We start from the raw sequence: 21,830 nt of genomic DNA on the forward strand, positions 1-21,830 counted from the left end.
TATTATTGAGTTGAATGTTGAATGTCGGACACGATGAGTACGTACCGAACCCGCTCAACGGTTCCGCCAAGGAAAGACCATCAACCTGAGAGTACTGGCCACACCGGAATCCTCACAGACCATCGGGAGGGAGCATCATGCCTCGACTACACCCAACTTCTTGTACAAGAAGACATTTTCTGAAAAGTATTTCCACGATCTGTGCCTGTGCCAGTGCACCTGCTTTGCTTCTTGAAAACTCGCCGGCACTGGCATCCGGCACCCCTGATCCTGATTTTGAACCGGCTTACCTGGCCTTGCACCGCACAGGAGAGCTTGCGCAGCGAGCCGAGTCTCTGTGGAATACCATGGAAAGCTGCCAACTCTGTCCTCGCCAATGCGAGGTAAATCGCCTGCAGGGGAGAAGTGGATTCTGCCAGGCCCCGGGCGCCAGACTAGTCGTTTCCTCTTTTCATCCTCATTTTGGAGAAGAACGGCCCTTGGTCGGCAGAAAGGGTTCCGGAACGATTTTTTTTTCCCACTGCAACCTGCGGTGTGTCTTTTGCCAGAACTGGGAAATAAGCCTGAAAGGCAGGGGACAGGAACAGTCGATCGATGACCTGGCTGCGATGATGCTTCGGCTCCAGGAACTCGGCTGTCACAATCTTAATTTTGTCACGCCAACGCATTATTCAGCCCATATCCTCAAGGCCCTGGATAAAGCGGCCGGCCAGGGGCTGCGGCTGCCAATCGTCTACAACACCAGCGGCTGGGAGCGTCTTGAAATCATCACCCAGCTCGACGGCATCGTCGACATCTATCTGCCTGACTTCAAATTCTGGGAGGGAGAGATGGCGGCAAAGTTTTCTTCAGGTGCGGAAAGCTATCCGGAACTGACGAGAAAAGCCATCCTGGACATGCACCATCAGGTCGGCATAGCCGAACCGGGAGGTGACGGCGTGCTGCAAAGGGGCTTAATCATCCGACATCTGGTCATGCCGAATAACACTGCTGGTTCCGAAAAAATACTGCAATGGATTGCAGAACATTTGCCAAAAGAAACATATATCAATATTATGGCCCAATTCACTCCGGCATTTAAGGCTTTTGACTTTCCGAAAATAGCAAGAAGAATTACCAGTGATGAATATGCCCGGGTGGTCGCAAAAGCAGAGCAACTGGGATTGACCAACCTGGATATTCGCGGTCACTGGTGGTTGCGACGATAGAACCCTTCACCAGCACTCCAGCAGTGGAGAACAGATTGCCGCACACACAGACGATAATCCGTGACCCAGGCATTCCATCCATAAAACAGAACCATTACGGTTTGCATCCCATACAACCAATCACATGACCAATCCAATAAAATCACTCGGCATCTGTCTTGGGGCTTCAACGATCTCCCTTTGCCTGGTCGAGGCGAAGACAACGGTAGCAGGGCTTCAGTCGCGGATCATCGACCACGCCCTCTACCCACACGAAGGTGCCCCCAAGCGCACACTGCTCCGGGCGCTCGAATCGATTGACATAGCCTCTTGTGATCGCATTGCCGCCACTGGTCGCAAGTTCCGTACCTTTGTCAACCTCTCCTCAATCCCGGAACCCGAGGCGGTGGAAATCGCCTATCCCTTTGTCAAACCTGAGGGGGTCGACTGTCCCGCCGTGGTTTCCGCAGGTGGAGAGACCTTCATGGTCTATGAACTGGATCGCTCCGGGCGTATCGCCAATGTCGTCACCGGCAATAAATGTGCCTCAGGCACCGGTGAATTTTTCCTGCAACAACTGCGGCGAATGAACATTACTCTGGAAGAGGCAGCTGAGTTTACGACATCAGCCGAACCGTATCACGTTTCAGGCCGCTGCTCGGTTTTCTGCAAATCAGACTGCACCCATGCCACCAACAAGGGAATTCCCAGGTCCGAGGTCACGGCCGGTCTGTGCCGGATGATGGCCAACAAGATCCTTGAACTGCTCAAAAAGGTTGATCACCACCGGATCATGATCACCGGCGGCACAGCCCGCAACCAGTTGATGCTGCACTATCTCCGGCAGGAGCTGCCGGAACTTGTCGTTCCCGCCCAGGCCCCCTACATGGAGGCACTCGGTGCTGCCCTGTGGGGGCTGACCCACGAAACCGCACCATACCCCGGCCCAGCCAGACTGTTTGTTGAGGGAAAAAGCGCATTTGCCCACCTGAGCCCACTCCATGCATTCGAACCGATGGTGACATTCAAATCCATCGAACGTGCGGAGGTGCAACCTGGAGATGTCTGTCTCATCGGCCTTGATGTCGGTTCCACCACCACCAAGGCGGTTCTGCTTCGGCGCCGCGACCAAGCGCTGCTTGCTTCCGTGTACCTGCGGACCAGTGGCGATCCGGTCAACGCTTCCCGGCAATGTTACCGTGCATTACTCGACCAGGTCGAGCAGCGGATAGATCCCGGCAACTTGCGCATCATCGGCCTTGGCGTCACCGGCTCCGGCCGCCAGATCGCTGGTCTGCATGCCCTTTCCGACGGCATCATCAACGAAATCATCGCCCATGCCACCGCCGCCGTACACTTTGATCCCCAGGTGGACACCATCTTTGAAATCGGCGGCCAGGATGCCAAATATACCTATATTATCAATTCAGTCCCCTCGGACTACGCCATGAACGAGGCCTGTTCAGCGGGCACCGGCTCCTTTCTGGAAGAGTCAGCTTTCGAAACTCTTGGAGTGGCCATGGAGGCCATCGCCGAGATCGCTCTCAAGGGACAGTTCCCACCGAACTTCAATGACCAGTGCGCAGCCTTCATCGCCTCGGATATTAAAAACGCCATCCACGAAAGTGTAGCCCATGAAGACATTGTCGCCGGGCTGGTCTACTCGGTCTGCATGAACTACTGTAACCGAGTCAAGGGAAACCGCCCGGTGGGAGAAAAGGTCTTCATGCAGGGAGGGGTCTGTTATAATCGGGCAGTTCCCCTGGCCATGGCGGCGCTGGTCGGTAAACCCATTATTGTTCCCCCGGAGCCTGGGCTGATGGGGGCCTTCGGTGTCGCCCTGGAAATTGAAAAACGTCTTGACAGCGGTCTCATGGCCGAGGCGGCCTTTGACCTTGAAACCCTGGCAGGCCGCGAGGTACGCTACGGCCGCAGCTTCACCTGTCGCGGCGGCAAAAGCGAATGTGACCGGCACTGTGCCATTGCCATGATCGAAGTGGAAGGGCGCAAACACCCCTTTGGCGGAGCCTGCAACCGCTATTACAACCTGCGCCACAACGTCCACGTCGACGCTGAAAAGTTTGATCTCGTCAACCTGCGCCAGAAGCTGGTCTTCGAAACCTTCGCCCATAAAGCCAATGAGCGCTCTTCTGCATCCTGCGGCCGTGTCGGCCTTAACCGCAGCTTTCTGGTCAATACCTACTACCCCCTCTATTCACAGTTTTTTGCGCAACTGGGCTTTGACATCGTCCTGCCTGAGCAGAGCGCGCCGGAAGGCATCGATCATCGCGGCGCCGCTTTCTGTTATCCTGTCGAACTGGCGCACGGTTTTTTTCACGCCCTGCTCGAACGCGACGATCCACCGGAGTTTATTTTTCTCCCCCACTTCAAGGCGGTCCCCAACCTTGATTCGGTCAGCAACCCTCAGTCCCAGGTCTGTCCGCTGGTTCAGGGAGAAACCTATTACCTGCAAACCGCCTTTCGCCAGGCCCTCGACCAGTTGAACCGGCGCGGCACCCGTCTGCTGACTCCCCTGCTGGACCTGAGTGCAGGCCTTGCCTCCGCCCGGGGTCCCCTGGTGGAGACCGCCCGTGCCATGGGCATTGACAAACGAACCGCCCAAAAAGCTTTTGAATTTGCCGCTCAACAGCAGGTTGCCTGCATGGACGCAATGAGGGAGGAGGGCCGGCGCGTGCTCGCTGAAATCGAAGCAGATCCTGACAGGATCGCAGTGGTCCTGCTCTCGCGCCCGTACAACGGTTGCGCTGAAGAAGCACATATGGGGATCCCCAATAAATTCGCCAGCCGAGGGGTAACAGTCCTGCCCCTTGATTTTCTCGATCTCGACCAGGAGCGATCCAAACGGCATATGTACTGGGGCATGGGCAAACTGCTGCTCAAGGCTGCTCGCAGTATCAAACAACACCCCCAGTTGTTCAGCGCCTTTATCACCAATTTCTCCTGCGGCCCTGATTCCTTTCTGATCGGTTACGTACGGGAAATTATGGAACGTAAACCATCGCTGACCCTGGAACTTGACAGTCACACCGCCGATGCGGGTATCGAGACCCGGATTGAAGCATTCCTGGACATCATTCAGGCCTACCGCCGCCTGACCGCCACCCGACGTATCAGCACCGGCAAGGAGGATTTCACCCCGGCGAAGCTGGAGCGCAAATCCGGTCGAACCGAAGTCCGGACCTCATCCGGAGCGGTGCTGTCGCTGACCGACCCCCGAGTCACCGTTCTCATCCCGTCCATGGGCCGGCTCGGTACCGAGGCTTTTGCTGCCATCCTGCGCGGATATGGTCTCAACGCCAAACCGTACCGGGAAAACGACGAGGAGATTCTGAAAACCGGCCGGGCCAATACCTCCTGCAAGGAGTGTCTGCCCCTGATCCTGACCACCGGAACCCTGCTCGGTTATATTCAGAACGAACAGGTCCCCGGCGAAGCGCTGATCTACTTCATGCCCACCGGTTCCGGACCATGCCGTTTCGGCCAATACTCGGTATTCATGGAAGACCTGGTCCGCAAGATGCGGATCCCGGATGTCGCCATACTGGCCCTTTCTTCGGATAATTCCTATATTGGTATGGGCAATAATTTTGAACGTCATGCCTGGTGGGCGATGATCGTTTCCGACACCATGGAGGATATACGATCCATGCTGCTTGCAGCCGCGCAGGATCCGGACAGCGCCATGGTCATCTTCGAGGAGCAATGGCAGCTCGTCCTTGCGGCCATGGGCAGTGCGAATTTCAAAACCCTGACCACGCAACTGGCCCGCACAGCCGATCGCCTGCAAACCATTCCCCTCAGGCAGCCGCCCCACACCATCCCCACCATCTCCCTTTCCGGGGAAATTTTTGTCCGCCGGGACGGACTTTCACGGCAATACCTGACCGAACGGCTGGCGCAGCACGGATTTGCCGTGGCCTGCGCGCCGGTGTCCGAGTGGATCCATTATTGCAACTACCTGGTGGAGCATGGTCTCAATCAGGATCCCATCTCTGCCCTGGAAAAACTCAAATTCAAGGTTCGTGTCTTTTTTCAGGGCCGCTATGAAAAAACCATCCGCTCCATCCTGGCCCGCACAGGTCTGGTCCACTCCGAGGGAGTAGATGTGGAATTGCTGCTGGCCAACGCCCGTCCTTACATTTCCGCAGATCTTTCTGGAGAGGCGGTCCTGACCGTGGGAGGCGCTTTGACCGATATCGTGCGCCATTCCTGCGGCGTCATTGCCATCGGCCCGTTCGGATGCATGCCCAATCGCATTTCAGAGGCCATTCTCAGTGAAACCATGACGGCCAGGAATAAAATGGCCATCAATGGGACCGAACCTCATCTGGAGGCGATTCTGACCGAAATCGACAACCTGCCCTTTCTGGCCATCGAAAGCGACGGATCACCCTTCCCCCAGGTCATCACCGCCAAATTAGAGACCTTTATGCTCAGGGCCGGGCGTCTTCACGAACGGATGATGGCCATCAACGGACATTGACCTGAATTCTGGTCGGTGAACCAGCCAGGGAGATGTGGTACCGGTTGTCGACGCTCTCTCCTGGATCCGGGACGGCTGGGGTGGCTGTTTGGGTCGTATTGTAATCAGGGTCCTGATCAGCCCATGTCTCATGAAAATGTCCCTCATGGAAATTTCAGGAGGTTTCAGCCTTTTTCCGCGGCCCTGCGGCCGCGTTCCTCATCGAATCGCCAACTGATGGCCAGAGCAACGGCAAAAAGGAGGGCACAGAACAGCACCGCCTGCTGCAGACCTAAAACGATCTGCAGCAGGCCGATGGCAAGCAGTCCGCACATCCCTGCCAGTTTCATGGCAAGTCCCCAGAAGCCAAAAAACTCCGCTGTTCGATCAAGCGGAGAAAAGAGGCCCACCAGGGTACGGGTTGCCGACTGACAGGAACCCAGAGAAAAACCGGCAAGACTGCCGACGATGACAAAGACATGTTGCGCCTCCAGGCTCAGTCCTCCCCAGGTGTTCAGCCAGCCGGTGAGGGCTGGGGTCAGATAGATCAGCACGATGGCAACAATCCACATGACCAGCGTGATCTGGTAGGTGCACCTGGCCCCCAACCGGTCCTGGATGAAACCAAACCCAAAGGCGCCGACAGCAGCGGTTATCTGCATGACCACGAACATGATGGTACGGATATGCTCATCCCAGCCGATTACCTGGGCCCCATAGATAAACGCATAGGAAATGATGATGTAGATCCCGCTCATGGAAAAAAAGACCGAGACCAGCAGGATGCTCAAGTCGCGGAAATGATCGATGCGACGTAGGGTTGTGCACACTCGATCGATGCCGATGGCCACATACCCCTTTCCCGCCGGCAAGGGTTTTTGATACCCGCGTTCTCTGACCCAGATGAAAGTTGGGATGGCGGTTACCAGAAAAAATGCTGCTGCCCAGGGACCAACCCAGCGAATACGATCAAAATTTTCGGCACTCACCTCTCCCAGGACCAGAAGAACGAATACCGCTGAAACCATCCCGCCAACATAGCCTAAAGACCAACCGAATCCGGAAATTTTTCCGAGATCCTCCGGTGGACCTAGATCGGGCAGGAAGCTGGCGATAAAAGCCTCGCCGATGGAATAGGCAAAATTGGAAATGATCAGCAGAATCACCCCCAGAACAACATAGCCGGGCGCAACGAAATAAAGCGCTGCCGTGGCCCCTACCGTGGTTATATAGCTGGCAAAAAGAAAACGCTTTTTGCTCGCCCTGTAGTCCATAATGGCACCAGCCACAGGCGAACAGACAACCACCAGCAGGTAGCTGGTTGATAAGGCCAGGCTCCAGAGGAAGTTGCCCAACCGGTAATCACCATCATTGCCGACCACCACCCGGGTAAAAAGATCACCGAACACGACGGTTATAATAAGCAGCGTATAGGCTTGATTGGCAAAATCAAACATCGCCCAGCCGAAAATCTCCCGCTTCGACGCACGAACGCGTGGTCTTATTGACATGCCCCTATACCCATGCCCAGGTTTACCCAAATCATTGCGAGCCAGCCTTCTAACGCCGTCCCCTGCATGTATTCGTTCTCCATCTCTCCATCCTTGCCCTTTCCTGCTCTGCTCCTCCAGTGAGGGCCTGGGCCTGGATCCGTGAGCGTTCGTCCGTGCGTCAGCTTTATTGTCTGTGACCGTTCGATTAAAGTAAACTTTATCGGAAGGTTACGGGCAATGAAGATGGCGTGCGCACGGACGCCCCGAAGGGCGGCTGGTGAAGGTTCTCTTTAAGGATTCTGCTGCAATTATAATATGATTACAGCAAGATATATCCAAAACAAGCGTCCATTCGTCACGGATTCAGGTTGGGGTCAAGCTGATGACTACGCCCCTCAAAGCCCTAACATTCCAAGCGGATGCGGGGTATTGATACCGTATATTGCGAAAAAATCACTGCCCCGGCGCCGCCTGCTGGAAAACCGAGAGGTATTGGTGACCCAAAAAAATAAATACATGCAGATACAGCACATATAGTTGGTTGTCAAACACTGGGTTGGTCAGCGCACAGCGTACCGCGTTCTTCGGAACCAATTATGGGTTTTGCAGTTGTACTGTTTGCCATGTTCCTGTATTTGTAGACAGTTACAGGTATCGCCGACAATCCAGATGCGACTGATTCCACTGCAATTATAACCTGATTACAGCACGATATAGGTAAAACAAGCGTCCAGACGTCATGGACTCAAAAATAACAATCGAACACCGGGGGAAGCAGGCTATGCCCAAAGGATTACTGATCGTCTATACCGGCAATGGCAAAGGAAAGACCACTGCGGCCCTGGGCATGGCCATGCGGGCCGCCGGGCATGGCCTGAGGGTCTGTTTCATCCAATTCATCAAGGGCAGCTGGCGCTACGGCGAACTCGACGCGGTCAAACGCTTCGATGGGTTGATTGATCTGCATGTGATGGGCAAGGGTTTCACCTGGAAAACCGATGATCGGGAGGAAGACATCCGCCTGGCCCATGAAGCCTGGGCCTTTGCCTGCACGGTTATCGACTCAGGCGCGTACCATACCGTGGTGCTGGACGAATTCACCTATCTGCTTCACTACAAAATGGTGGAGATTGCCCCTTGCCTGCATGTGCTGACCAATCGCAATCCCAACCAGCATGTTGTCATCACCGGAAGGTACGCTCCACAGGAACTGATCGACGCCGCTGACCTGGTCACCGAGATGCTGGCAGTCAAACACCCTCTCAAAAGCGGTGTCAAGGCACAGAAGGGAATTGAATTCTGAATCAGGCAACCGACAGGACATGGCGATTTGCCACTCTGGTCAAAACCTTGATCCTTGCGGGACTAGAAGCTCAATGGACTGAACAACCCCTGGTCAGGTTCCGCCGGGAAAAAGAGAGACGATTTACTCATCCCAGGATCCGTGAGCGTATCAGCATGGATCAGGTCAACGAATCGTTGTCAAGAGGAGACCATCATCATGCCGACGTTGAAACTGGCCCTTATTCACAGTACCGCCAGGCATAAACAGCCGGATCATAATCGGGAACATCTGCTCTCTCTGTTCCGCCGGGCAGGAGAATCAGGGGCCCAGGTAGTGGTGGCACCGGAACTTGCCATCTCGGGCTACTCTTTCACCAGTCGCCATGATATCGCCCCATACACCGAAACCACCACCGGCCCGACCCTGACCAGTCTGGCCGAACTGGCACGCTCCTTCGGATTCTATGCCTGCATCGGTCTGGCCGAACGCGACCCGAAGAGCGGTATCTTTTTTAACAGTGCCTTTATTCTCGGCCCGGATGGGACTTTGATCTGCCGCTATCGAAAAATCAATGCCGAATGCCGCTGGGCCTGCCCTGGAGATCCACGTCAGGACAACACCTTCGGTACTCCCTGGGGTCGAGTTGGCGTGTTGATCTGCTACGATTGCTATCATAGCCTCATGCCCCGGGTTACCGCCCTGCGCGGAGCCAACCTGGTCCTCTCTCCAGCCAACTGGCCGCCCTCGGGTCTTGACCCCCGGGAGATCTGGCGGGCCAGGGCCCTGGAAAACGGTTTCCATCTGGCAGCCTGCAACCGTACCGGCATGGACCTGGTCATGGACTGCCGCCAGGCACCATCGGCGGTCTTTGACCACCATGGCACCCCTCTGCTCGATGCCTGTCACCCGGATTCACAGGTACTCTTGGTGGACCTGCCGCTCAACCAGGACCATCAGCTCGATTCCTCCCCTCGTCTGCATCGTCTGGCCACCCGTTGCCGGAGCGATATCCATGACTGCTATCTCAACCTGGCGGCGATAACTGATCTGACCGCGTTCCACCAACTACCGGAACCCGGTGATTTGCACATAATCTGCCCTGTACCGCGCGCCGGCCAGCACCCTCTTGCTTCTCTGGATGAATTCACCGCACAGGTGCCCCCCTCAGCTTCCCTGTACGTTCTGCCTGCCTGGAACTATACCGATGCTCACCTGGACCGTATCCACGCTTTCTGTACTCCCAGCGGCCGACGGGTGGCCCTGCGTCGCGGACTTGGTATGGACTCCAGCATATTCTGGTTTGCCGGTGCGGATCAGCCCCAGCAATGGAGACATGATAACGCGCCTCTCAAGGACACAGCCGCGCTCCCTTGGCTGGATTGCGGGCCGGCAAGGGTCCTGCTCGCTCCCCCTTTGGCCCTGAGACATCCAGAAACACTCCTGGCTGCGGCCAAACAGGGATGCGATCTGGCCGTAATCAATTCACAGACCCTGACCAACGAAGACCAGTTGCTGGCTGGTGTCCGGACCATTGAAAATCTGGCGGTAACGGTGTGTACCGGCCAGGGGGCCGGTATCTGGATGACACCCGATGGGCATCAACGCTGGGAGGAGATCCTGGCCGCGCCGGGAGAAACCTGCAGGTATCGCCTGGACACCGCCAGAACCCGCAAAAAACGATTTCAGGATCGGATTGACTTTGAACAACTGCTGGCAACGGCCGCCGATAGTGAATTCCAATCACACCAGGACCGTTTTTGAACACCAACCATGACCTGGTTAGCAACCAAAAACGGAATTATTTTTTTCTGAAAAGAGGCATGCCTGCGAATGGACCCGCAGGCATGCGCAACAAAGAGGCAGGAAAAGAGCACTGTTTGTGGATGGAGACCTTCTCGCGGAAAATAACACCCAATCAATGGGCCAGCATTCTGGCCTCCTGTTCCAGCCATTTCATGGCTCGTGCTAAAAACTTGGCTTCATTTATCTGTACATTGATGAACCCGCCAGTGGGCTGCAGGGGCAATTGATCGGAGCAGAGTCGAATTTCACTGTCATAACGATGACGTATTATCAAGGCTGCGTCCTTGCTCAACAACCCCTCCTCAAAAACAGCAAGCAGGGTATCGCTGGTAAAGACTGAAAGACCCTCATCAAGCAGTGCCATGCGCAGATCAATAATGAGTTTTCTACATCTGGTCATACTCAGCATGGTCTGTGCGATCTGCATGATATCCCAGCCAGCGTCTTCATCCACCAGCCCGGAAACAATAATGGTATAAACTGAACAGTCCTTCCCTTTCCTGATTCTGAATCGCATATATCCCTCCATTGGATGTCTGATTAATCCCTTAATCAAATGCAATCAAAGATCTTATCCGCTGCGGCCACGGAATATTTTCGGAAAACATCCTCCTGACGATTTCCGGAAACATTCTCATATTTATTCATCGCCCTGCGTGCAGAGAAAGTTTAGAAAAAAATGAGCCCCTGGTACCTTTTCAGAAAAAATCAATGAAATAAAGCTGATGCACGGGCGAACGCTCACGGATCCAGATCCTGGTCGTAATCAGACCGGAACTCCGACGAGCATGGTCTCACGATCCTATCTATCCCCCCTTGAAAAAAAAAGGCATGAACGACATATTTGTTCAATAAAAAAGGTATGCAACTCGAGAAAATGCTGGCATGACAACCCTGAACAAGACTCCCCCTCGTATACAAGAACAACACAGGTCAGATACCGCACATACTTTTAACTGCAGGCCTACAGAATATTCAGCGTTCATACGTCAAGCAAACAGTTGCAAACTCCGCGTGATCGGTTTCCTCAAGGAGACTTGAAGGAGCAATGGAGGGGGTGGCCGATGAACGATTGTCCTTTCAGGCACAGCAAACCGATTTCCAATCAACGCAACGGATCAACGAATGAATACCGACCAGATGCAGTGGCAGGCGGTTTTTTTTGATTTTGACGGGGTGATTGCCGCCTCGACCGAGGTGAAGGTCCGGGCTTTTACCACCTTGTTCGCCCCCTACGGCCCGACTGTGCAGAACGCGGTGGTCCGTTATCATCTTGCCAACGGTGGCCTGCCCAGACGGGAAAAACTGCGTCACTGTCTGGAAACCATCGCCGGGGAGTCAACAAACGACCAGCAACTGGACCGCATGGGTCAGGCCTTTGCTGACCTGGTTGTCGACGAAGTGGTCGCTGCACCCTTGATAACCGGTGCCATGTCCACTCTGCAGCAACTGCGCGCCTCATCTGTTCCGGCTTTTGTTGTTTCCGGCACCCCGGAGGATGAAATGCAACTGATTGTCGCCCGCAAAGGTCTGCAATCCTTGTTCGCCGGAGTCCATGGTTCACCCCGTCCCAAAACGGAAATTATCCTCGACATTCTGGGTCGTTTCTCCTTTACACCCGGTCATTGCCTGTTCATCGGTGATGCTCTGGCTGATTACCGGGCCGCCCGGGAGACTGGTCTGCACTTTCTTGGTATTGTCCCCAACGGTCAACCCTCCATCTTTCCGGAAAAAGTCGCCACCTCGTCCACCGTGACCCTGGAATGGCCAAAGAAGGGCACCAGACCACCTCGGACATGAGGTTCACCTTGACACCTGATGCGTATTTTTCTATACACAGGACACTTTTTCCTGCAAGGATGGTGCTCGGTTCCCATTATTGCCGGGGCAACTTGTCCCCTCCTGCCACTGCCCATGAGGGAGTCGTTCCCCGGGCCGCAGGTAGACCATGGCAGAACCGAGTTTTCCTTATTCATTCTGCACTTGTCTGTACAGAGGGAGTCCAATGTCCACACTGGCCCGAAAAGCAGCTGAAAACCTGCGCAGTATCAGGACAAGGAAACCATTGATCCACAACATCACTAACTTCGTGGTGATGAACTACACCGCTAATGTTCTTCTTGCCAGCGGTGCTTCTCCGGTCATGGCCCATGCCGAAAACGAGGTCGAAGAAATGGTCGCATTGGCCGGGGCGCTGGTGCTCAACATCGGCACCCTTACCGATACCTGGGTGTCGGCCATGCTGAAGGCCGGACGTCGGGCCACTGAGTTGAACATCCCCATCATCCTTGATCCGGTGGGTGCCGGGGCCACCGCCCTTCGCACCAGTGCAGCCAGATCCATACTGGCCGAAACCAAGGTGCGGGTGATACGTGGCAATGCTTCGGAAATCCTGGCCCTTGCCGGCGAGAATTCCACCACCAAAGGGGTGGACACCACGCATTCAGTGACAGAAGCCGCTGCCGTGGCCGGTCAACTGGCCTGTGAACTCGGTGTCACCCTGGCTATCACCGGTCCCATTGATCTCGTCACCGACGGTGACCGGACCCTGACCATTTCAGGAGGCCACAGCCTGATGCCCTCCGTCACCGGAGCCGGTTGTTCCGCCACTGCCCTGGTTGCGGCATTCCACGCTGTTGACAGTGATTCCGTTTCCGCCGCCACCACCGCGCTGGCTTTCTTCGCGGTTGCCGGTGAAACGGCTGGCGCCACCGCATCCGGCACCGGGACCTTCATGATCCATCTGCTTGATGCCCTCCATAACCTCACCCCTGAAGAGATGCTGGAGCGCTGTCGCATCAGCACGGCATGAGATAAGAGAAATGTTTGATTATTCTCTTTATCTGGTCACCGACAGAGGTTTGGCCCGGGGCCGGTCAACACCCGATATCGTCCGAGCCGCCATTGCCGGTGGAGCGACCTGTGTGCAACTGCGGGAGAAAAATCGGCCCATCCGGGAATTTATTGAAGAGGCCAGAGCCCTCAAAACCATCCTGACCGGCGTCGGCATCCCCCTGATCATCAACGACCGGGTTGACGTGGCCCTGGCCGTCAATGCCGACGGTGTCCACCTTGGCCAGAACGACATGCACATCCGCGATGCCCGCCGGTTGGCCGGCACCTCCATGATCATTGGTATTTCGGTGGAATCGGTGCATGATGCCCTGCATGCCGAAGCGGAAGGTGCCGACTATATCGGTGTCAGTCCAATTTTCGTAACCCCTACGAAACACGACACTGCCCCGGCGCTTGGTCTGGAAGGTCTCCGTGCCATTCGCGCCGCCGTGACTTTGCCCCTGGTGGGCATTGGCGGCATTCATCCGGAAAATACCGCCGACTTAATCCGCGCCGGAGCCGACGGCGTGGCAGTAGTTTCCGCCATAGTCTCCGCTCCATGCCCACGGAGCGCAGCCAAGGCCCTTAGACAACAGATTCAATCCGCACGAACAAAGGAGCATGCATGGACGAACAAAAAAAATACTGCCGGGTGTTGACCATTGCCGGATCGGACAGCGGTGGCGGCGCCGGTATCCAGGCAGATCTGAAAACCATTGCCGCCAACAGTTGCTATGGCACGAGCGTCATTACCGCTCTCACGGCCCAGAACACCCTTGGCGTCAGCGCCATCCACCCGGTCCCAGTAGATTTCGTAACCGCGCAAATGGAAGCGGTCCTCTCTGACATCGGAACCGACGCGGTCAAGATCGGCATGCTGTATTCTCCGGAATTAATCCGCACCGTGGCCGAGGGGCTGCGGAAATTCTCGGTTCGCAACATCGTACTCGATCCGGTGATGATCGCCCAGAGTGGCGACAAACTCCTCCAGGACGAGGCTGTCGAGGCCTTGAAAGAGGAACTCATGCCTCTGGTCGACCTGATAACGCCAAACCTGCCGGAAGCAGCCCTGCTGCTCAACCGGGAAATCGACACCTCAATTCCTGTGGCCATTGAAAGTGCGGCCATCGACCTGGGAAAGCTGGGGTGCGGCAGTGTCCTCATCAAGGGTGGGCACATGGAGTCACAAACCAGCACTGATTATCTCTATCTCGTTGCTGATGACCGGCTGATCATTCTGCCCGAATATAGGATCTCCACTAAAAACAACCACGGCACCGGCTGTACCCTCTCCTCGGCTATCGCCTCCTTTCTGGCCTGGGGCGAAGACATGGAAGCCGCCGTCCGTATGGCCAAGGAGTACATCACCGGCGCCATCCTTGCCGGGGCGGAATATGAAATTGGCAAAGGCAATGGCCCGGTGCACCATTTTTTCGTAACTTCTGGTTGACAAGAGAGAGGAGACGCATTGCCGCTCACCAGGCGCATCGGTGGAGTTGTTGTCACTCATCAGAGAGCGATCTTTCGCCAGCACTTCATAAGCGCCTGGATTCGTCAGTGTTCTTCCGTGCGTCAGCTTTATTGTCTGCAACCGCTTGATGAAAGGAATCTTTATCGGACGGGTACGGGCAATGAAGGTGGCGTGCGGACGGACAACCCGAAGGGTGGCTGGTGAAGGGTATTGTCAAGGATTCTGCTGCAATCGTAAGATGAGTACAGCAAGATATATCCAAAACAAGCGTCCAGCCGTCACGGATTCAGGATACAGGAAAGGCCGTGAGCCGGGACTTCAGTCTCCGGTTGCTTTGAATAATTGCCTGCCTTGCTCCTGCATAGCCACGATAACCTTGCGGAAATTCCCTTTCTGTTCCAACCACTGATCATACTCTCCTGTCTGCTGCAGCAGCGCATAGAAAATCAGACTGTTCTCCAGACCAACCACCTCCTCGATACCTGCCTGAGGAAAACGCTCATCCACTTCCCAGGGCCTGGGCTCCTGTTGATAAAAGGTCAATCGGCCGAAATACAAGACCATCTCCTCCAGCACGGTCCACAAACCTTCCCGCCAGACAGCGATATCCGCAGCTTGCCGCATTCGTTCCAGGCTTTCGATCAATCCGGTACTGGCCAGATCAACAGCGGCAAACCGGTAGCATCCATCTGCCGGCGGGTCGTCGCCGTTGACCTCATGCCAGGAGAGCAGGGCATGGGCACGGGTGGCTATTTTCATGGCCTGAAATTTGGTCCACAGGAGAAATTCATAATAATACTGCCCTATGGCCATCTCCGGATCGAATCGATAGACATTGCCATGATCAGCCCCATAGCGACTGAAATTGACAAGATGCACCAGCTCGGTCACCATGCTGTGGATATAGGAAAGACCGCTGATTGCCCCCTTGTTGACCAGGATTTTATGATTGCCGCCCCTGACCGGATTGTACACCATCCGGGCGTTCCAGTTTTCCACACCAAGACAGGCATAATATGGCGTCAGTTGCTCACATTCATCCTCATAATTTTCAGTTTTAACGATCAGGGTTGCTGGCGCCAGCAGATCAATATCAATTTCCTTGCTGTTGACAAAGGTCAGGGCCTTATTGAACCGCGCTGTTTCCGCGGTGGAAAAATTAAGCAGTTCCATACTGTTTCCGATCCTCTTTCCAAAAAAAAAGGCAGCCTTGAAAGACTGCCCATGGAGAGCTTGCCATGGCGGCTCATGAATGAGTTGGCCGCCAGAGCCGATTATTTTGCTTCGTTTTTTTCAGCCATTTTTGCGGCTTCCTGCTCCAGCAACTCACCCAGCGCCCGGGCGGTCTCGCCGACGACCCGGATACAATGTTGCCGGCGGCTGTCGGGGTTGGTGTAAAAATCCTTGACCTGGTCCCGCTCCATCCAATCGACCTGGGCGATCTGCGCACAATTGACCCCACCGTAGGGGGCAGAAAGCTCCTCGAAATTTTTCACAACCTTCTTGGTGGCTGCCCACATTCGGGGGTTTTCCTTTTCCTCCAGGCTGCTGCGGCTATACAGGCTGCCAATGACACCGGCCGCTCCGACAAGAGCGCCGCAGATATAACCGGTCCCACCAATGCCGCCCCCAAAAGCACCCATGGCCTTAATGACCGAGGGAGCAGCAACACCCAGCTTCTCCTGACCGACCAAGACTATGGCCTGACTGCAGTGCATTCGCTTCAGAAAGAGATCAACCGCTTTTTCCTGCATTTCATCCGGACGCATTATTTCCTCCATGCATTGAGTTTGAAGGTGAAATAGAGTACCGTCATTTGGCATTGTAACCGATTCATCGGTACCCTGCATTGCGATTCTAACCTGAAAATCCGGCCAAACCGATTGTCAGCTCCCAGCCTGAGATCGAAACCGCTCATCCATCCCTGGTACATCCGGATCAGAGCTCATGTCTTCCTCCACCGTCATTGTCTTGGATTTTGAAACCAGCGGTCACTCCCCCGGGCTTGGAGACCGACCGATCGAGGTGGGTGCGGTACGCCTGGAAGGAAATCGAATTATGGACCACTTCCAGGAACTGATGAATCCAGGTTTTCCCATCGGCTGGTTTATTGAATCTCTGACCGGGATCAGCAACCAGCAGATAGCGCAGGCCCCACCCTGTGAGGAGGTTATGACCCGGTTTGCCGACTGGATCGGCGACACCCCGCTGATTGCCCACAATGCCGCCTTTGATCGCAGATTCCTCGATGCCGAACTGGCCCTGATCGGTAGAAGCCGGGACAACCCCATGGCATGTACCGTTCTGATGGCGCGCCGAATCCTGCCGGAGGCACCTAACCACAAACTCGCCACCCTGGTCCACTATTGCGGCATCCCCACCAGCGGCATTTTTCACCGAGCCCTGGCCGATGCCGAGATGACCGGCCGTCTGTGGATGACCATGACCGAGCTGCTCCGCGAACGCTATAAACTGGACGCCATCCCTTTTGCTCTGATGCAGCACCTGAGCCGAATCAGCCGGACCAGGGTGGAGCACTATCTGGAGAAATATTGCCGTCAACGACAAGATCACCTTAACAGGGCAGGGTAACATGACATCCTTGAGGACAACATCATCCCAGACCATCCGTAAACAGATGATTGAACTGCTGACCAATGGCAGGTACGGCGCCCGTGATCTCTCCCAGGAACTCCACCAGAGCGAAAACGAAATTTACTCACATCTGCGCCACATCGAACGTACATTGAAAGCCAGTGGTCAGCAATTAGTGATCGAACCCTCGTTGTGCCTGAACTGCGGATTCCTTTTTACCAATCGCAAGCGGCTGAACCCTCCAAGCCGCTGCCCCAGGTGCAAGAAGACCCGTATCCGGCGGCCCCGCTACACGGTCCGCTGAACTATTTCTCCCCAACCGGGCCGAGACAACCATGATCCTGCTCAACGCTTTGTTCCCGGTCCTGGCCCTGATTCTGTTCGGTGCCGCGGTCAGGTACTGGCGGCTTACCGACACCAACTTTTTTCGCACCTCGGACCGGCTGGTCTATTTTGTCTTTTTTCCGGTCATGCTTTTCTGGAAAATCGGCGCGGCGCCACTTCAGTTTGATGGCGGCTGGCACTACCTGCTGGCCGTCGCTCTGGCGGTGCTGAGTCTCTGCGGGTTCAGCCTGCTATTCATTCGCCTGTGGCCAGTCTCCCGTTTCCAGGCTGGTTCCTTCAACCAGGGATGTTACCGTTTCAACACCTATATTGGTATGGCCGTGGTCATCAATGCCTATGGGGTGGCCGGAACCCAATTATACGGTATTCTGGTGGGCCTGATCATTCCGCTGATCAATATCCTGGTGGTGTCCGTGCTTATCTGGTTCAGCGCGGATAGCCGCGGCAACGACAACCGCCTGCTCACCACCGGCAGGCATCTGGTGGCCAACCCGCTGATCATCGCCTGCTTCGCTGGGATGCTCTATGCTCATCTGGTGGGCGGATTTCCTGTGTACCTCGACAACACGCTCAGGTTGATGTCCCAGGTGACCCTGCCCCTTGCCCTGTTTTCCATCGGCGGCAGCCTCACCTTTGTCAGTCTTCGGAACAACATGGGGTTAGCCATGATTGCAGCGCTTTTCAAACTGGCGCTGCTGCCGCTGCTCGGGCTTTTCTTCCTCTGGATACTCAATGTGACCGGACTGGCATGGAAGGTCAGCATGCTTTTTTTCACCCTGCCCACCTCAACAGCCATCTATATCCTCTCCTCACAGCTCCATTCCGACACCGAACTGGCCTCCGCGGTTATCATTGTCTCCACCTTCCTGTCATTCATCTCCATGTCCTTGATCCTGCTGCTGACCGTATGATCCGGGTGAACGTTCACGGATCCAGGGTGACTTACGAACTGGAACCGTTTGCCGCCGACTCACTGACTCACCTGCTCAACACCTCGACGACACGGACGCTGGTGAAAAGCCAGTCCCCGTCGATTTTTTCCAGAGTTGCCGAAATTTCCTGCACATCGGCAACGGCATGATCCTGACGTTGGCCGCTCAGGCGAAGCGTCATCCGGACATCGGCTGAGTTTTCCTCGGATACCTGGATCGATATATCATGGAGCTTCACGGTCACCGCGTTAAACGTAGCACGCACCATAAGAATACGGTCCATGATCTGCTGACGGCTGAAAGTGCCGGTAAAATCAACCGCTTCGACAGAGATCCGGCAGGGATCATTGAAGAGGTCGGCAATTCGACGTGATTTTCTCAGCCCTTCAACCGGCTTTTCGTCCGCTTTTTTCGAAGCGTTCTGGGCAAAAACAGTCAGCTGCTTACGTATCGCTTTTTCATCACTGGGCAGGAGTCGAAACAAGGCAAAAACGACTGCCAAGAGGACCAGCAGGAGGATACCTGCATTTTTTGTCGTTACCACACTACACCTCCGAGAATTCGTTGCCGATCAACCTGGCCGAAATGATGCCGCTCCATGGCAACTCCGCGATTGTCCCCCACCACATAGACCTTTCCCGGTTCGACCACCCGGGGCGCTAATTGCCAGTCCGAGGCAGACTGGACGTAGGGTTCATCAACGGGCTGACCATTGACAAACAAAACACCAGAACGAAACTCCACGGTTTCCCCGGCCAGGGCCACCACCCTTTTGAGAAGAACCACTCGGCGCCCGGAGAAACGAATGACCACCACGTCACCGTGGGCGGGTTCCGTCAACAGATAACGAAACCGCCAGCAGAACGTAAATCCACCATCCCGATACGTCGGTTCCATGCTGTGGCCATTGATGCGCAGCGGTATGAGCACTTGAGAAAAAATCAGGAATGCTGTCGCGGTGACAACCAGAAGGCGAAGGACAAAGCCCCGGGTTATTTTTGGCAGAAAAAAACTTTTCACCCAGTTCAAGCCTATTCTCCAGACACCATTATCTCACTTTTTTATATCAGCCTGAATCCGTGAGCGTTCGTCCTTGCGTCAGCTTCGTTGTTCGTGACCGTTCGATTAAAGTACACTTTATCGGACGGTTACGGGCAATGAAGATGGCGTACGGACGGATGCTCCGAAGGACGGCTGGTGAAAGATTTTTTCAAGGGTTTAGCTGCAATTATATTATGATTACAGCAATATATATCCAAAAGAAGCGTCCAGCCGTCACGGATTCAGGGTCAGGGTACGCATGGTCATCAAGACAGCCATATCCTTCGATGACATGCGATGCTTCGAGACGAAAGCCAAACTCCTGTGGAATCCTGGCCCTTCATCCTTTGGTGCAGCAAGCATTCCCTGCGGCCCTTGACTGCTGGTCCCAGGAGCAGACTAATACAGAATCCGATTAAGAATGGACGGTGAAGGGGGACGAACCTGTTCAGAGGCAGCGTCGGTCGTCCGGTGATCGAACCTGAGGCCAAGCATTCCCAAGGTGTTGGCATCGAGATAGAGTCTATCCTCATACACTGACCGGATACCGCGTTCCTCTGGATCAACCAGCCGGACCGAGAGATACATGACCCGATTGGTCATGGTATATGTGCCAACAACAATGGCCTGGGCCTGCTCCCTGGTTGCCAGTTCGCGCAGCTCGCGGGTAAGCATGAATTCGCCCCGGTGGGTCTCAACCAGTAGATCCCGCCGCAGTTTGATTTCCCTGACCGCATAGCCGCGGCGGACAAAACCGGCGGTGACATTGTTCTGAAAACTGCGGCCAAAACTCGAGGTGTCGTCAAGATTGTCATTGTTGACCAAGGTCGTCACCAGGATCGGCTGATTGGCCTGTTGAGGAAAAAGCGGAGGATAGGAACGGGTAATCAGCACGTTGGCAACCCGATCACCCAGTTTCACCAGATTGACATCCGCGCCGAGGACCGGTTCCAACCGGGTGCCATTGAGATGACTGCAGGCAGTGAGGAGGAGCAGGACAAGGGACAAGGGCAGACCGGTTGACAGGAACGGAACGGATCTGCTCATGGCGCCTCCTCGATATCCTCGAAAGCCGGGGAATGAACGCTTCGGCTGACCAGACCCACTTCGGTCGCTGGCTTCGGCTGCTGATACTGCCAGAAGTCGACATCATTAATATAATAAAGGTCCGAAGTACGCATCACATATCTGTTACCATCAACAATCGAGGTGGTGATAACGATTTCAAAATGCCCATGGGTCACCGAAACAGCATTCAAGGCATCGACCGTGGCGGCGGCAGCCAGGGTGGAGATTTCCCAGGGAGCATCCCGGAATACCAGAATACCGGCCGTAAGGGCGGTAAGCACGCCGGGTTGCGGCCACTGACGACGATTGGCCCGGTGCTGGATCAGCTGCACCTTGTAGTCGACAATCAACCCATCATCCTCCCTGACCAGGGTCTTGACACCGAAATTAACCAATTGCGTGGTGAGCAGATCGTTGAACCCTTCATCAAAGGGAAAGGTGTCGCCGGGACCGCAGGCATCGGGGGCGCTGCAACTGTGGCGGACATAGACCGCTGTATCGATATAATTCTGTCGGATTAATTCGGAATTGATCCGACTGGCGACATCATTGGCCAGCACATTCCAATGATGAGCGGCCTGCATTTTGCGCTGCTCTGAATAGAAAAATCCCTGCGGCTGCGGGAGGCGAATGCAGGCTGACACAAGACAAAGCATGATCCCCGGTAGAATCAGAAACAGGCGGTTGCGCATCGCACCTCCGAAAGGTAAAAATAAGACAGAAGAGTTCTGTTGACTTTTCGGTTGTGTACCGCTGAAACTATAGGGTTTTTCCGCCAACTTCACAACTGAGGTCATGACACTGTCCTGAATCCGTGACGGATTCAGGACTGTCAAAGTATCGTCTTGATCCGCGCCTCGATCTGGGCCTGCGGTGCGGCCCCCACCAATTGATCCACCATCACACCATTTTTATAAAACAAAAGAGTCGGCACCCCTCGAATCCGCAGGCGGCTTGCCGTCATCCCCTGACTGGAGGTATCGAGTTTATAAACCATCAGCCGGCCGGCAAAAGCCTCGGCCAGTTCAGCGATCACCGGTGCGATCATCTGGCAGGGCCCGCAGGTCGGTGCATACATGTCCACCAGGACCGGCATGGCAGACTGTTCGACCCGCTGCTGAAACTGCGCATCGGTCAGCGGGTTGACAATTCCGGAAATCGGGGCCCCGGCCAGTGATGTCCCACATCGACCACATTTGGGGGAAAGGTGCTTTTTTTCCGTCGGAATTCTGTTTTTAACCCCGCATCCGGGACAGATCATCAACATGCTCATTATCTACCTCACCTTGTGC

The 21,830-nt window shown here is 55.1% G+C and carries 20 protein-coding genes; 11 read left to right on the forward strand and 9 right to left on the reverse strand.

All coding sequences use genetic code 11. The features are described 5' to 3' along the window. Window positions 1–137: 137 nt before the first annotated feature. Together JWG43_RS01930 and JWG43_RS01935 are read left to right on the forward strand one after the other, a co-directional pair. Window positions 138–1,208 (forward strand): radical SAM protein, encoded by a 1,071-nt coding sequence (locus tag JWG43_RS01930; protein WP_205241120.1) that lies wholly within the window; start codon window positions 138–140, stop codon window positions 1,206–1,208. Between the two features lie 124 nt (window positions 1,209–1,332). Further along, entirely contained in the window at window positions 1,333–5,691 is a 4,359-nt protein-coding gene (locus tag JWG43_RS01935) for an acyl-CoA dehydratase activase (protein WP_205241121.1), read from the forward strand. A gap of 164 nt (window positions 5,692–5,855) precedes the next feature. On the opposite strand, the gene JWG43_RS01940 is transcribed toward JWG43_RS01935, so the two are convergent. Next, window positions 5,856–7,181 carry an MFS transporter gene (locus JWG43_RS01940; protein WP_205241122.1) on the reverse strand — a complete coding sequence of 442 codons (1,326 nt, stop codon included), beginning with the start codon at window positions 7,179–7,181 and terminating at the stop codon, window positions 5,856–5,858. A gap of 721 nt (window positions 7,182–7,902) precedes the next feature. Between JWG43_RS01940 and cobO the strand changes: the two genes are divergently transcribed. Together cobO and JWG43_RS01950 are read left to right on the forward strand one after the other, a co-directional pair. Further along, on the forward strand, window positions 7,903–8,466 hold the full coding sequence (gene cobO, locus JWG43_RS01945) for a cob(I)yrinic acid a,c-diamide adenosyltransferase (protein WP_240193312.1): 564 nt from the start codon (window positions 7,903–7,905) through the stop codon (window positions 8,464–8,466). Window positions 8,467–8,664: 198 nt separating this feature from the next. Continuing rightward, window positions 8,665–10,209 (forward strand): carbon-nitrogen hydrolase family protein, encoded by a 1,545-nt coding sequence (locus JWG43_RS01950; protein WP_205241123.1) that lies wholly within the window; start codon window positions 8,665–8,667, stop codon window positions 10,207–10,209. A 154-nt stretch (window positions 10,210–10,363) separates the two neighbouring features. On the opposite strand, the gene JWG43_RS01955 is transcribed toward JWG43_RS01950, so the two are convergent. Continuing rightward, window positions 10,364–10,768, reverse strand: a complete 405-nt coding sequence (locus tag JWG43_RS01955) for a hypothetical protein (RefSeq protein WP_205241124.1) — start codon at window positions 10,766–10,768, stop codon at window positions 10,364–10,366. Window positions 10,769–11,376: 608 nt separating this feature from the next. Here JWG43_RS01955 and JWG43_RS01960 point away from each other — a divergent pair. The 4 genes from JWG43_RS01960 to thiD all read left to right on the forward strand — a co-directional run bounded on the left by JWG43_RS01960 (window position 11,377) and on the right by thiD (window position 14,536). Beyond that, window positions 11,377–12,051 (forward strand): HAD family hydrolase, encoded by a 675-nt coding sequence (locus JWG43_RS01960; protein ID WP_205241125.1) that lies wholly within the window; start codon window positions 11,377–11,379, stop codon window positions 12,049–12,051. A 205-nt stretch (window positions 12,052–12,256) separates the two neighbouring features. Beyond that, a complete protein-coding gene (gene thiM, locus JWG43_RS01965) occupies window positions 12,257–13,063 on the forward strand; it encodes a hydroxyethylthiazole kinase (RefSeq protein ID WP_205241126.1) in 807 nt (268 codons plus the stop codon). 10 nt (window positions 13,064–13,073) lie between these two features. Beyond that, window positions 13,074–13,745: a thiamine phosphate synthase gene (thiE, locus tag JWG43_RS01970; RefSeq protein WP_205241127.1), complete on the forward strand. Its 672-nt coding sequence runs from the start codon at window positions 13,074–13,076 to the stop codon at window positions 13,743–13,745. Then, window positions 13,712–14,536 carry a bifunctional hydroxymethylpyrimidine kinase/phosphomethylpyrimidine kinase gene (gene thiD / locus JWG43_RS01975; RefSeq protein WP_205241128.1) on the forward strand — a complete coding sequence of 275 codons (825 nt, stop codon included), beginning with the start codon at window positions 13,712–13,714 and terminating at the stop codon, window positions 14,534–14,536. The genes thiE and thiD overlap by 34 nt, the downstream gene beginning before the upstream one ends. 339 nt (window positions 14,537–14,875) lie before the next feature. Here thiD and JWG43_RS01980 read toward each other — a convergent pair whose 3' ends face one another. Next, a complete protein-coding gene (locus JWG43_RS01980; protein ID WP_205241129.1) occupies window positions 14,876–15,730 on the reverse strand; it encodes a hypothetical protein in 855 nt (284 codons plus the stop codon). A gap of 101 nt (window positions 15,731–15,831) precedes the next feature. Then, the gene (locus JWG43_RS01985; RefSeq protein ID WP_205241130.1) at window positions 15,832–16,326 is read right to left on the reverse strand and encodes a C-GCAxxG-C-C family protein; all 495 of its coding nucleotides are present in this window, start codon (window positions 16,324–16,326) and stop codon (window positions 15,832–15,834) included. A gap of 178 nt (window positions 16,327–16,504) precedes the next feature. Here JWG43_RS01985 and JWG43_RS01990 point away from each other — a divergent pair, with 178 nt between their 5' ends. Genes JWG43_RS01990 through JWG43_RS02000 form a run of 3 tightly spaced genes read left to right on the forward strand, consistent with a single transcriptional unit; the run spans window position 16,505 to window position 18,408 of the window. Then, a complete protein-coding gene (locus JWG43_RS01990; RefSeq protein WP_205241131.1) occupies window positions 16,505–17,149 on the forward strand; it encodes a 3'-5' exonuclease in 645 nt (214 codons plus the stop codon). 1 nt (window position 17,150) lies between these two features. Further along, on the forward strand, window positions 17,151–17,456 hold the full coding sequence (locus JWG43_RS01995) for a transcriptional regulator (protein ID WP_205241132.1): 306 nt from the start codon (window positions 17,151–17,153) through the stop codon (window positions 17,454–17,456). A 31-nt stretch (window positions 17,457–17,487) separates the two neighbouring features. Continuing rightward, the gene (locus tag JWG43_RS02000) at window positions 17,488–18,408 is read left to right on the forward strand and encodes an AEC family transporter (protein ID WP_205241133.1); all 921 of its coding nucleotides are present in this window, start codon (window positions 17,488–17,490) and stop codon (window positions 18,406–18,408) included. A gap of 67 nt (window positions 18,409–18,475) precedes the next feature. On the opposite strand, the gene JWG43_RS02005 is transcribed toward JWG43_RS02000, so the two are convergent. The 5 genes from JWG43_RS02005 to JWG43_RS02025 all read right to left on the reverse strand — a co-directional run bounded on the left by JWG43_RS02005 (window position 18,476) and on the right by JWG43_RS02025 (window position 21,811). Continuing rightward, a complete protein-coding gene (locus JWG43_RS02005) occupies window positions 18,476–18,973 on the reverse strand; it encodes a hypothetical protein (protein ID WP_205241134.1) in 498 nt (165 codons plus the stop codon). Then, the gene (lepB, locus tag JWG43_RS02010; protein ID WP_338033215.1) at window positions 18,967–19,449 is read right to left on the reverse strand and encodes a signal peptidase I; all 483 of its coding nucleotides are present in this window, start codon (window positions 19,447–19,449) and stop codon (window positions 18,967–18,969) included. Before lepB ends, JWG43_RS02005 begins: the two co-directional genes overlap by 7 nt. A gap of 420 nt (window positions 19,450–19,869) precedes the next feature. Beyond that, window positions 19,870–20,517: a FlgO family outer membrane protein gene (locus JWG43_RS02015; RefSeq protein WP_205241135.1), complete on the reverse strand. Its 648-nt coding sequence runs from the start codon at window positions 20,515–20,517 to the stop codon at window positions 19,870–19,872. Next, window positions 20,514–21,122: a hypothetical protein gene (locus JWG43_RS02020; protein ID WP_205241136.1), complete on the reverse strand. Its 609-nt coding sequence runs from the start codon at window positions 21,120–21,122 to the stop codon at window positions 20,514–20,516. The genes JWG43_RS02015 and JWG43_RS02020 overlap by 4 nt, the downstream gene beginning before the upstream one ends. Window positions 21,123–21,370: 248 nt before the next feature. Then, entirely contained in the window at window positions 21,371–21,811 is a 441-nt protein-coding gene (locus JWG43_RS02025) for a thioredoxin family protein (RefSeq protein WP_205241137.1), read from the reverse strand. Window positions 21,812–21,830 lie beyond the last annotated feature (19 nt).

This window comes from Desulfobulbus alkaliphilus (genome assembly GCF_016918545.1).
Classification (GTDB): domain Bacteria; phylum Desulfobacterota; class Desulfobulbia; order Desulfobulbales; family Desulfobulbaceae; genus Desulfobulbus; species Desulfobulbus alkaliphilus.

What these genes read in the sequence shown, in the direction of transcription:
- JWG43_RS01930 (WP_205241120.1), top strand. Translation starts at nt 138, where the DNA reads ATGCCTCGACTACACCCAACTTCTTGTACAAGAAGACATTTTCTGAAA.
- JWG43_RS01935 (WP_205241121.1), top strand. Translation starts at nt 1,333, where the DNA reads ATGACCAATCCAATAAAATCACTCGGCATCTGTCTTGGGGCTTCAACG.
- JWG43_RS01940 (WP_205241122.1), bottom strand. Translation starts at nt 7,181, where the DNA reads ATGTCAATAAGACCACGCGTTCGTGCGTCGAAGCGGGAGATTTTCGGC.
- cobO (WP_240193312.1), top strand. Translation starts at nt 7,903, where the DNA reads ATGGACTCAAAAATAACAATCGAACACCGGGGGAAGCAGGCTATGCCC.
- JWG43_RS01950 (WP_205241123.1), top strand. Translation starts at nt 8,665, where the DNA reads ATGCCGACGTTGAAACTGGCCCTTATTCACAGTACCGCCAGGCATAAA.
- JWG43_RS01955 (WP_205241124.1), bottom strand. Translation starts at nt 10,768, where the DNA reads ATGCGATTCAGAATCAGGAAAGGGAAGGACTGTTCAGTTTATACCATT.
- JWG43_RS01960 (WP_205241125.1), top strand. Translation starts at nt 11,377, where the DNA reads ATGAATACCGACCAGATGCAGTGGCAGGCGGTTTTTTTTGATTTTGAC.
- thiM (WP_205241126.1), top strand. Translation starts at nt 12,257, where the DNA reads ATGTCCACACTGGCCCGAAAAGCAGCTGAAAACCTGCGCAGTATCAGG.
- thiE (WP_205241127.1), top strand. Translation starts at nt 13,074, where the DNA reads ATGTTTGATTATTCTCTTTATCTGGTCACCGACAGAGGTTTGGCCCGG.
- thiD (WP_205241128.1), top strand. Translation starts at nt 13,712, where the DNA reads ATGGACGAACAAAAAAAATACTGCCGGGTGTTGACCATTGCCGGATCG.
- JWG43_RS01980 (WP_205241129.1), bottom strand. Translation starts at nt 15,730, where the DNA reads ATGGAACTGCTTAATTTTTCCACCGCGGAAACAGCGCGGTTCAATAAG.
- JWG43_RS01985 (WP_205241130.1), bottom strand. Translation starts at nt 16,326, where the DNA reads ATGCGTCCGGATGAAATGCAGGAAAAAGCGGTTGATCTCTTTCTGAAG.
- JWG43_RS01990 (WP_205241131.1), top strand. Translation starts at nt 16,505, where the DNA reads ATGTCTTCCTCCACCGTCATTGTCTTGGATTTTGAAACCAGCGGTCAC.
- JWG43_RS01995 (WP_205241132.1), top strand. Translation starts at nt 17,151, where the DNA reads ATGACATCCTTGAGGACAACATCATCCCAGACCATCCGTAAACAGATG.
- JWG43_RS02000 (WP_205241133.1), top strand. Translation starts at nt 17,488, where the DNA reads ATGATCCTGCTCAACGCTTTGTTCCCGGTCCTGGCCCTGATTCTGTTC.
- JWG43_RS02015 (WP_205241135.1), bottom strand. Translation starts at nt 20,517, where the DNA reads ATGAGCAGATCCGTTCCGTTCCTGTCAACCGGTCTGCCCTTGTCCCTT.
- JWG43_RS02020 (WP_205241136.1), bottom strand. Translation starts at nt 21,122, where the DNA reads ATGCAGGCCGCTCATCATTGGAATGTGCTGGCCAATGATGTCGCCAGT.
- JWG43_RS02025 (WP_205241137.1), bottom strand. Translation starts at nt 21,811, where the DNA reads ATGAGCATGTTGATGATCTGTCCCGGATGCGGGGTTAAAAACAGAATT.